The 10,522-nt window shown below is 66.7% G+C and carries 9 protein-coding genes and 1 other RNA gene; 5 read left to right on the top strand and 5 right to left on the bottom strand.

Features of this window, described 5'->3' with window-relative positions:
• From purH to EIP75_RS08615, 4 genes are all read left to right on the top strand, one after another.
• Positions 1–1,486, top strand: a 1,486-nt coding sequence (gene purH / locus EIP75_RS08630) for a bifunctional phosphoribosylaminoimidazolecarboxamide formyltransferase/IMP cyclohydrolase (protein WP_125242835.1), incomplete at its 5' end; no start/stop codon positions are given.
• Positions 1,487–1,679: 193 nt separating this feature from the next.
• Positions 1,680–2,240 (top strand): PEP-CTERM sorting domain-containing protein, encoded by a 561-nt coding sequence (locus EIP75_RS08625; protein WP_125242834.1) that lies wholly within the window; start codon positions 1,680–1,682, stop codon positions 2,238–2,240.
• 170 nt (positions 2,241–2,410) lie between these two features.
• The gene (ruvC, locus tag EIP75_RS08620) at positions 2,411–2,965 is read left to right on the top strand and encodes a crossover junction endodeoxyribonuclease RuvC (protein ID WP_125242833.1); all 555 of its coding nucleotides are present in this window, start codon (positions 2,411–2,413) and stop codon (positions 2,963–2,965) included.
• A 154-nt stretch (positions 2,966–3,119) separates the two neighbouring features.
• Entirely contained in the window at positions 3,120–3,689 is a 570-nt protein-coding gene (locus tag EIP75_RS08615; RefSeq protein ID WP_125242832.1) for a PEP-CTERM sorting domain-containing protein, read from the top strand.
• A gap of 24 nt (positions 3,690–3,713) precedes the next feature.
• Here the strand turns inward: EIP75_RS08615 and EIP75_RS08610 are convergent, their stop codons facing one another.
• The 4 genes from EIP75_RS08610 to dsbD all read right to left on the bottom strand — a co-directional run bounded on the left by EIP75_RS08610 (position 3,714) and on the right by dsbD (position 8,417).
• Positions 3,714–4,877 carry a carbonic anhydrase gene (locus EIP75_RS08610; RefSeq protein ID WP_233584754.1) on the bottom strand — a complete coding sequence of 388 codons (1,164 nt, stop codon included), beginning with the start codon at positions 4,875–4,877 and terminating at the stop codon, positions 3,714–3,716.
• Positions 4,878–4,955: 78 nt separating this feature from the next.
• Positions 4,956–5,312, bottom strand: an RNA gene (gene rnpB, locus EIP75_RS08605) — RNase P RNA component class A.
• Between the two features lie 9 nt (positions 5,313–5,321).
• Positions 5,322–6,521, bottom strand: coding sequence for a multidrug effflux MFS transporter (locus tag EIP75_RS08600; RefSeq protein ID WP_125242831.1), 1,200 nt, complete (start codon positions 6,519–6,521; stop codon positions 5,322–5,324).
• A 105-nt stretch (positions 6,522–6,626) separates the two neighbouring features.
• A complete protein-coding gene (gene dsbD, locus EIP75_RS08595) occupies positions 6,627–8,417 on the bottom strand; it encodes a protein-disulfide reductase DsbD (RefSeq protein WP_125242830.1) in 1,791 nt (596 codons plus the stop codon).
• 96 nt (positions 8,418–8,513) lie between these two features.
• On the opposite strand from dsbD, the gene cysK reads away from it, so the two are divergent.
• A complete protein-coding gene (gene cysK / locus EIP75_RS08590) occupies positions 8,514–9,428 on the top strand; it encodes a cysteine synthase A (protein WP_125242829.1) in 915 nt (304 codons plus the stop codon).
• 19 nt (positions 9,429–9,447) lie between these two features.
• On the opposite strand, the gene pyrC is transcribed toward cysK, so the two are convergent.
• Entirely contained in the window at positions 9,448–10,479 is a 1,032-nt protein-coding gene (gene pyrC, locus EIP75_RS08585; protein ID WP_125242828.1) for a dihydroorotase, read from the bottom strand.
• Positions 10,480–10,522 lie beyond the last annotated feature (43 nt).

Here is a 10,522-nt window from a genome sequence, read left to right as displayed (position 1 = left end):
CGCCAAGCTGCTGGCCGACAAGGGCCTGCCCGTGACCGAGGTGGCTGAAATCACAGGTTTCCCCGAGATGCTCGACGGCCGCGTGAAGACACTGCATCCGCGTGTGCACGGTGGCATCCTGGCCCGCCGCGACCTGCCAGAGCACATGGCCGCTCTGAAGGAACACGGCATCGACACGATCGACCTGCTGGTGGTCAACCTGTACCCGTTCGCGCAGGCCACGGCCAAGGCCGACTGCACGCTCGAGAACGCCATCGAGAACATCGACATCGGCGGCCCGACCATGCTGCGCGCCGCCGCCAAGAACTGGCAGGACGTGGCCGTGATCATCGACCCGGTTGATTACGAGCAGGTGCTGTCGGAGATGAAGGCCGGCCAGATCACCCGCACGACCAAGTTCATGCTGGCCAAGAAGGTGTTCGCGCACACCGCCGCCTACGACGGCATGATCACCAACTACCTGACCAGCCTTGACGCCGGCAGCGAACTCAAGACGGAAGCCGTGCCCGCCAAGGCCGACTATCCCGCCGTGTTCAACCTGCAGCTGCACAAGGTGCAGGGCATGCGCTACGGCGAGAACCCGCACCAGAGCGCGGCCTTCTACCGCGAAGCCAGCCCCGTGGCCAGCACCTTGGCCAGCTGGACGCAGATCCAGGGCAAGGAGCTGTCCTTCAACAACATCGCCGATGCCGATGCGGCGTGGGAATGCGTCAAGGCCTTCGAGGTGCCCGCCTGCGTGATCATCAAGCACGCCAACCCGTGCGGCGTGGCCATCGGCGCCGGCCCCCTGGAGGCTTATCAAAAGGCCCTGAAGACCGACCCGACCTCGGCCTTCGGCGGCATCATGGCTTTCAACCGCACGGTCGATGCCGACGTGATCGAGGCCATCAACGCCAACAAGCAGTTCGTGGAAGTGGTGATCGCGCCCAAGTTCACCGACGCAGCACGCGCGGCCTACGCCGCCAAGCAGAACGTGCGCCTGCTGGAGGTGCCGCTGGACGACGCATCCCGCCAGCTGGGCAACGCGCTGGACTTCAAGCGCGTGGGCGGCGGCATGCTGCTGCAGTCGGCCGACAACATCGACCTGGTGGGCGACATCAAGGTGGTCTCCAAGGTGCAGCCCACCGAGCAGCAGCTCAAGGACCTGCTGTTCGCCTGGACCGTGGCCCGCTTTGTCAAGAGCAACGCCATCGTGTTCTGCAAGGACGGCATGACCATGGGCGTGGGCGCCGGCCAGATGAGCCGCCTGGATTCGGCCCGCATCGCCTCGATCAAGGCCGGGCATGCCACGCTCAGCCTCCAAGGCACTGCCGTGGCGTCGGACGCCTTCTTCCCGTTCCGCGACGGCCTGGACGTGGTGGTCGACGCAGGCGCCACCAGCGTGATCCACCCGGGTGGCAGCATGCGCGATGAAGAAGTGATCGCCGCTGCCGATGAGCGTGGCATTGCCATGGTGTTCACCGGCACGCGCCACTTCCGGCATTGACGCAGCAGGCCTGGTTTGGCCGGTATTCCTGATCAGGAGGGTGGAAAGCACCCCTTGAACAAGGGAAAACCTCGCCTCCGGGCCTTGCCCGACCAGGGTCACTCGTCTATTCTGTAAGTTAAGTCACAGACTGTTCGGGTGGTCCTTGGTTCACTCAACGGACAACAACTCCATATCACTGGGGGAAACCAACATGAAATATCGTCAAACTCTCGCACTGGCCGCAGGCTTGGCCATGACCAGCCTGGCTCAGGCGCAGATCTTCATCAGCGAGCCGGGCAGCAACGGCTTCAATGTCGAGACCTCGATCTTCAACGGAACGAGCTTCGACATCACGAAGATCACCTTCGACTTCACCAACACCCTGACCCTGGATGACAGCCACGTCGTCATCGACGGCGCAGGCCCCCAGAGCTTCACCACGCCCGCCGGTGGCACCGCCACCTACTTCGGCAGCGGCGCGGTGTTCGGCTTCAACTTCACCAGCTTCAACACGGCTGACCTGTTCAAGTTCCGCTGGGATCCGGACTCGGCCATCGACGACGAGTACGGCGCCACCGGCCTGGACTTCATCGGCGCCAAGATCACGGCAGTGACCAGCAACGGCACCTACAGCGGTGTGTTCGGCCGGTCCGGCAATTCGCTTGACGTGTTTGCCGTGCTGACGCCCGTGCCCGAAGCCAGCACCTATGCCATGACGCTGGCCGGTCTGCTGGCCGTGGGTGCCCTGGCCCGCCGCCGCAAGGCTCAGTAAAGTTGCAAGACAGGCTGCGACAGCAGCCAAGCGCGGCATGGCCTGACATCGTTCAGCCAGCCTGCCTCCCGAACGGGTTGGGTTCACCTCAACCCGTTTTTGTTTTTGCGTGGCTCTTTTCATGGCCTGCGGCCGCATCGCCCCGAAGCCGCAGGTATGCTTGCCCCGACATGAGAATCCTCGGCATCGACCCCGGCTTGCAGACCACCGGCTTCGGCGTGATCGACACGGACGGCCCCCGCCTGCACTACGTGGCCAGCGGCACCATCAAAACCCGCGAGGCGGCTCTGGGCGACCTGCCCGGCCGCCTGAAGCTGATCTTTGACGGCGTGCGCGAAGTGGTGGGCACCTACCAACCGGAGCAGGCCTCGGTCGAAATCGTCTTCGTCAACGTGAACCCCCAGTCCACCTTGTTGCTGGGACAGGCGCGCGGCGCGGCCATCGCCGGTCTGCTGAGCACGACGGCATCGCCTGCGGTGTCCGAATACACCGCCTTGCAGATGAAGAAAGCCGTCGTCGGCCATGGCCACGCGGCCAAGGCCCAGATTCGCCACATGGTGATGCGTCTGCTGGACCTGCCGCGCGAGCCGCACAATGACGCGGCCGATGCCCTGGGCCTGGCGATCTGCCACGCACACGCCGGCCACGCCATGGCGCAGATGGCCAAGGCCACCTCGCTGACACGCCGCACCCACGCCCAGATCAAGGGCGGTCGCGTCTACTGAAAATCCTGCGCTGCTGGGTGCCTGGAACCAGCCAGACACCCCCTAGTTCTGGGGGGATACGTCAGACAGCGCTGACAGACAGGCCCTAGGGCAATCCACTAGTCTGAACCACCCTCATGGATGTCATGCGGGACCGACGAGGAGGAGTAAACACATGAAGCACTTCAAGACCTTGCTGGCGGCAGCAGCCCTGGCAGCCACCGCGGGCGCGCACGCGGCAGGTTCCATCCTGGTGTCCGAGCCCGGATCCGACCCTTTCACCATCGAAACCGGCATCTTCAACGGATCGAGTTATGACATCCAGTCGCTGACCTTCGATTTCTCGGGCATCCTGGGCCTGGATGGCGGCAACCTGGTGATCGACGGCAGCCCTCTGGCTGTGTCCACACCGGCCGGAACCACCGCCACCTTCTTCGGTAGCGGCGCGGTCTTCGGCTTCAACTTCGCGGGCTTTGACACCTTCAAGGTCGTGACCTTCAAGTGGGATCCCGACACGACGCTGGACAGCGACTACGGCGCCACGGGCCTGGACTTCCTCAACGCCACCGTCACCGCAGTGACCTCGGGCGGCACTTTCACGGGCAAGTTTGCCCAGGTGGTGGGTACGCCCGATGTGGTCGCCTCCCTGTCTCCCGTGCCGGAACCCGCGACCTGGGCGATGTTCGCTTGCGGTCTGGGCGTGGCAGGCGTGGTGGCAGCACGTCGCCGCTCCACCCAGGCCTGAGCCCGACAACCCTGGCAGCCCCGCTTACTGGCCGTCCTTGATGAGGCGGCCGGAGGTGGGCTGTATCGGGCGTGCGTTCATCGGGTAGAGGCGGCTGAACACGCCGATCTGCTCACGCGAGAGCGTGGCCGGTTGCTTCATGACCATCCACAGCACTCCTTCAGTGCAGGGCGGCGCGGTCAGGGAGCCCATGTAGGTCTGGTACTGCTTCTGATCAGGCAGCATCTGAGCCATGTCGATCAATGCCGACGAGGCCTGGTCGGTGTGCTTTTCCAGCGGCAGGCTGTTCCACACCAGCTGCACCATCGGATGATCTGCGCCCTGGTCCATCAGCACGGCGATCACGGCCAGGCGTCCCTCCATGTCCTTGTGCACCAAGTGGGCCGACATCTCGAACTGGCGTCCGTTGACGCGCTCTTCGCTGGGACGGCGGAACTCGATGCGCTGCAGATCGTAGCGGCGGCCATTGACGGTGATGCTGTTGCCAGCCCCCACGTTCACCTGCACCGTGCGCCCCGTGTCCAGCACGCGGAACGCCGTGGGGTGGTAATCGAACTGGATCGGGTCGAGCGTGACCTTGATGCCCTCACGGATGTCGATGGGGCTCTGACGTTTACCGCTGCCGCACAGGCTGTACTCGGGCTTGATCTTGCCCCATTGCTCAGGGCCCTGAGGGCCGCTGTAGGCCCAGGCAGGCTCGCTCGCATCCGCAGTCGGCATCTGACCAGCCCTTACAGCGGCCGCCAGGGCCGCGGCTTGTGCGCCGTTGACATCGGGGGCAGCAAGGGTCGTGGCTGAGACTGCCTTTTTCTTGACAGGCGCCTTGCGCGCAGGGGCCGCGTTGCTGTTCAGGCGAACAACGGGCGCGGTCTCCTGCTTGGCGCGCACTTCGGCGATCTTCTGGTCGATCAGGTCACGCAGTTCGGTCATGGACACGCCCGATGCGGCCTCGGCGGCGGGTTCAGCCTGCCGCGTGCGGGCTGGAGAGCTGGGCGCAATGGCACTGCGGGCCGTGCCGCGCGGCGCTGGCGCTTCCGCCTTGGCCGGCTTGCTGTCGGCCTTCTCGACGATCTCCGGTGCCGACGAGGTGGCCGCGGCACGTTCGGCGGCCTGCGCGGCCAGCGACAAGGTCACGGCCATCAGCAGGGCCAAGGCCTGGAAAGCGAAACGCGAGGAGGTTTTCATCATCGGCTTTTACGGGAGTCAGCCCCCGGCATTTCGGCCGCCTGGAGAGGCAACTTGAGCACGACGTGAAAAAAGTGAAAAGTGTGAAGTCAGCCGATAGGCCGGATTCTGTGCAGCTCCGTGTCTCGCGACACTGAACCGTGACCGCCATTCCTCTGGGCCGCCTGTCGCCAGAACGGCTCGATGCCACCTACCCGCACACAGCCCCCGGGCCAGGGGTAGAACGGCATGGCAAGCCATGCCGCTCAATGTGTGCCTATTTGGTGTTGCTGCGCGTAGAGATTGCCCGTTTCACCCGAACTGAATCGGCTCGTCTCTGTTGCTCTGATCCTCACCTTGCGGTGGAGAGGTGTTACCTCCTACGCTGCCCTGTGCAGTCCGGACCTTCCTCCAGTGCGGCCTTTCAGCGATTGCACCAGCGGCGGTCTGGCCGACTTCACCCACGCATTATCGCCGCTGCAGCACGGTCCACGACACCAGGCCGATCGACATCAGCAACAAGGACGCCAGCGCCAGCAAGGCCGTGTCGTGCATGACCAGCGGAGAGACGACGCCAGCCACCAGCCCGTTGGCCGTGCTGGACACGAAGGCCTGCAGCGAGGCCGCCATGCCGCGCCGGTGCGGGAACAGGTCCAGCACCATCAACGTGACGATGGGCGTGACCAGGGCCCAGCCGAAGGCGAACAGGCCCACCGGGGGAAGCGCCCACCAGGCCTCGGCCGTGAACAGCAGGTTGGCCGCCAGGTTGAGCACGGAAGTGACCGCCATCACCCCGAAGCCCAGGCGGATCTGCCGCGCCGGCTCGATGCGGCCCGCCAAGCGGCCACTGCAGAAAGCCCCCCCCATGATGCCGGCGATGGTGCACAGGAAGAACCAGAAGAACTGCGTGGGCGCCAGGTGCAGTTGCTCGCCGAGGAAGGCCGGCGCCGACAGCACATACAGGAACATGCCGTTGAAGGGCACGCCGCTGGCCAGTGCCAGCAAAATGAACTTGCGGTTCAGGCCCAGCTCCAGGTAGCCCTTGAGCAGGTGCTTTGGCGCGAAAGACTGCCGGTGCTCTGCATGCAGCGTTTCGGGCAGCAGCCACCAGTTGGCCAGCCACAGCACCACGCCCACCCCCGACAAGAACCAGAACACCGCCTGCCAGCCCGCCTGCACGAACAGGAATCCGCCCACGATGGGCGCAATGGCCGGCGCCACCCCGAAGAACAGCGTGACCTGCGCCATCACCCGCTGGGCCGCGTCAGGCGGGAACATGTCGCGGATCACGGCGCGTGACACCACGATGCCCGCCCCGGTGGACAGTCCCTGCAACGCACGAAAGAAGATCAGCTGCCCGATGGAGGTGGCCATGGCGCAGCCGACCGAGGCCAGCGTGAACATGGCGACACCGACCAGCACCACTGGCCGGCGCCCGAAACTGTCAGACAGCGAGCCATGGAACAGGCTCATGAACGCGAAGGCGAACAAGTAGGCCGACAAGGTCTGCTGGATCTCGACCGGGGTCGCGTTCAGGGACTGCGCGATGCCCGCGAAGGCTGGCAGGTAGGTGTCGATGGAGAAGGGCCCCAGCATGCCGAGCGCTGCCAGCAGCACGGACAGCGTCCAGGGGGGAGCCCGCCACAGGCTCCGGGCATCAGGGTTCATGGGGTTCCTCAGCGCAACCCGACACCATAGCGGAAACCCCAAGCCCGCCGTGCCATGTAGGCCCAATCACCCACGCAGGCGCTCAGGGACAGGCCTGTTCCAGGGTCAGAGCCCGGCGGCCGCCAGGCTCTGCAGGAACGGCACCGGCTTCTGGAACCCGATCACACGCGGGGTCGACAGCTCCCGCCCTTGTGCATCGAAGAAGACGATGCCGGGTGGGCCGAACAGGCCGAAACGCTCCAGCAAGGCACGGTCGTCCGGCGTGTTGGCGGTGACATCGGCCTGCAGCAGCACGGCCCCAGCCAGCTTCTCGCGCACGGCTGAGTCGGTGAAGGTGAAACGCTCCATCTCGATGCAGGACACGCACCAGTCGGCGTAGAAATCCAGCATCACCGGGCGGCCCTGACGTGTGGCCTGGGCCACGGCCTGCTCCAGCGCGGCCACGCTGGCCACACGCTGAAAGGGCAAGGCGCTCTGGTGGATGGAGGCCACCGGCTGCCCCGTGACCGCCGCCACCAGGGCAGGCCAGGCCGGGCGCGCCACCCAGGCCGCCATGGCCAGCATCAGCACACCGAACACCACTTTCACGGCGTTCATCCAGCGCCCCGCACGCGGCAGCAGGCGCCCGCCTGCCACACCCACCACAAGCAGTGGCACGCTCATGCCCCAGGCCATGGCGTAGAGCGCCGCACCGCCCAGCCACACGTCGCGCGTCTGGCTGATGTAGAGCAGCGCGCCGGCCAGCGGCGCGGACACGCAGGGGCTGACGATCAGGGCCGACACCGCGCCCATCACGAACACACTGACAAAACGCCCGCCCGGCAGCCCATGGCTGCGCTGGCCCAGCCAGCTTTGCACCGACACGGGCAAGCGCAACTCGTACAGGCCGAACATGGACAGCGACAGCAGCACCATCAGCGCAGCGAAGGCCAGCACCACGTAAGGGTGCTGCAGGTAGGCTGCCAGGCCCTGGCCCAGCAGGCCCGCCGCCACACCCAGCAGGGTGTAGACCAGCGCCATGCCCTGGGAATAGCTCAGCGCCAGCGCCAGGCCACGCGGCCGGGCCGTTTGGCGGGCGGTGCCCTGCTGCCCGACGATGATCGACGACAGGATGGGCACCATGGGCAGCACGCAGGGCGTGAGCGAGAGCAGCACACCGGCCAGCAGAAAGGCTGGTAGCACAACCAGCCATCGCCCGGTGGACAGGGCCTGCTGGATGCGGTCACCCGTGTCCGCTGGCCCGATGTCCACCGCGGTTGTCGCGGGTGCTGTCACGGTGGATCCGTCGGTGCCGGAGGCGCCCGCCTGACCTCCTCCAAACAAGCCCCCCGACCGTGGCCCGCCGCCAAACAGACCGCCGCCAGCCTTCGGTGCCAGCGTCTCGGGCGGTATCCATTGCAGCGCCGTCACGCGGCCTTGCGGGTCCCTCGTCAGGCGCCACTGACGGGTCTGCGGCGGATAGCACAGGCCGGCATCGGCACAGCCCTGGTAGACCACGGCCAGCGTGTCAGGGCTCGGACCCTCTGCGCCCTGCGCGGAGGGCACCACCACGGTGGCCGCCACGTCGTGATGGTAGACCTCCATCACCTTGTCGAAGGTGGGATCGTGCTTGCGCTCGCCCTCGGGCGTGGCCAGGGTGAGCGCCACGGGGGGCTGCCCCTCCAGCCGCGCCTCCAGGCGCTCGCGGTACAGGTAGGTGCCCGGCGCCACCTTGAAATCGACCGCCACCTGGCCGGGCTGCACCACGCGCGCCTCCACCTGGAAGGCCTGGTCCACAGGCAGGAACTCTTGCGCAGTGGCAGAACGCGCCGGCAGCAAGGCCGCCGCCAGGGCCAGCCAGCCATAGAACAGCCACGGTGCCCGCGAAAGCACCCCACTCAGGATTGTTGATCTCATGCTGCGATTCTGCGCCCGGCGCCCTTATCCTTGCCGTTGGACCGTGCCCGGCACGATCGTTCCCTTTGATCGCCCTCACCAGCGCAGGAGCCCCGCATGAAAGCACAGAACATCCTGGACACCATCGGCCAGACGCCGCACATCCGCGTCAACCGGCTATTCGGCGGCGCCGAGGTGTGGATCAAGGCCGAGCGCGCCAACCCGGGCGGCTCCATCAAGGACCGCATCGCGCTGGCCATGGTGGAAGACGCCGAGCGCCAGGGCCTGCTCAAGGCCGGCGGCACCATCGTCGAGCCCACCTCGGGCAACACCGGCATCGGTCTGGCCATGGTGGCCGCCGTCAAGGGCTACAAGCTGGTGCTGGTGATGCCGGACAGCATGTCGGTCGAGCGCCGCCGCCTGATGCTGGCCTATGGCGCCAGCTTCGACCTGACACCGCGCGAAAAAGGCATGAAGGGCTCGATCGCCCGTGCGCAGGAGATCGTGGCCGCCACGCCCGGCGCCTGGATGCCTCAGCAGTTCGAGAACCCGGCCAACGTCGAGGTGCACGAGCGCACCACCGCGCAGGAGATCCTCAAGGATTTCCCGGAGGGCCTGGACGTGCTGATCACCGGCGTGGGCACGGGCGGCCACATCACCGGCTGCGCCCGCGTGCTGAAAAAGGCCTGGCCACAGCTCAAGGTGTTCGCCGTGGAGCCCACGGCATCACCCGTGATCTCGGGCGGTGCACCCGGGCCGCACCCCATCCAGGGCATCGGCGCGGGCTTCGTGCCGGCCAACCTGGACACCACCTTGCTGGACGGCACCATCCAGGTCGATGCCGAGGCCTCGCGCGAGATGGCGCGCCGCGCCGCGCGCGAAGAAGGGCTGCTGGTGGGCATCTCCTCAGGCGCCACCTTGCAGGCCATCGGCCAGAAGCTGCCGGAGCTGGGCCCGAAGGCCCGCGTGCTGGGTTTTTGCTACGACACGGGCGAGCGCTACCTGTCGGTCGAAGGCTTCCTGCCGGCCTGAGGCTGGCGGCCCCCGGCCGTCAGCCCACGAAACGCCAGTTCAGCGTCTCGCCGCCGCGCAGGGGCTTGATCTCGGTCTCGCCGAAAGGCAGCGATTCAGGCACGGTCCACGCCTCGCGGCGCAGGGTGACGCGCTCGGTGTTGCGAGGCAGGCCGTAGTAATCAGGGCCGTGGAAGCTGGCGAAGGCTTCGAGCTTGTCCAGCGCGCCAGCGACCTCGAAGGCCTCGGCGTACAGCTCCATCGCCAGCGGCGCGGTATAGCAGCCGGCGCAACCGCTGGCGTGCTCCTTCAGGTGCGATGCATGCGGCGCGCTGTCGGTGCCCAGGAAAAACTTCGGGCTGCCGCCGATGGCCGCCTGCACCAGCGCCAGGCGGTGCTCCTCGCGCTTGAGGATGGGCAGGCAGTAGTAGTGCGGGCGCACACCGCCCATGAAGATGGCGTTGCGGTTGTACAGCAGGTGCTGCGGCGTGATCGTGGCGCCCACGAAGCGGTCGGCCTCGCTCACGTACTGCGCTGCCTCCCTGGTGGTGATGTGCTCGAACACGATCTTCAGCTCAGGGAAGTCGCGGCGCAGCGGGATCAGCTTGTCGTCGATGAAAGCCTTCTCGCGGTCGAACACATCGACATCGCCATCCGTCACCTCACCGTGCACGCACAGCACCAGGCCTTCGCGCTGCATGGCCTCCAGCGTCTTGTAGGTCAGGCGCAGGTCGGTCACGCCCGCATCGCTGTTGGTGGTGGCGCCGGCCGGGTAGAGCTTGAACGCCACCACGCCGGCCTCGCGGGCACGCGCCACCTCGTCGGCCGGGGTGTTGTTGGTCAGGTAGAGCACCATCAGGGGCTCGAAGGACACGCCCTCGGGCACGGCCGCCTGGATGCGCTCGCGGTAGGCCCGGGCCTGCTCGGCCGTGGTCACCGGCGGGCGCAGGTTGGGCATGATGATGGCGCGGGCAAACTGGCGGGCGGTGGCGGGCACCACGGCCTGCATGGCGGCACCATCGCGCACGTGCAGGTGCCAGTCATCGGGGCGGATCAGGGTCAGGTCGGTCATGGCGAGGTCCTGGGGCGGGCGGGCAAGGAAACAAACCTCGATT

Origin of the sequence: Aquabacterium soli (genome assembly GCF_003933735.1) — a bacterium.
Classification (GTDB): Bacteria; Pseudomonadota; Gammaproteobacteria; order Burkholderiales; family Burkholderiaceae_C; genus Aquabacterium; species Aquabacterium soli.
This window is presented reverse-complemented; position numbering and strand designations above follow the sequence as displayed.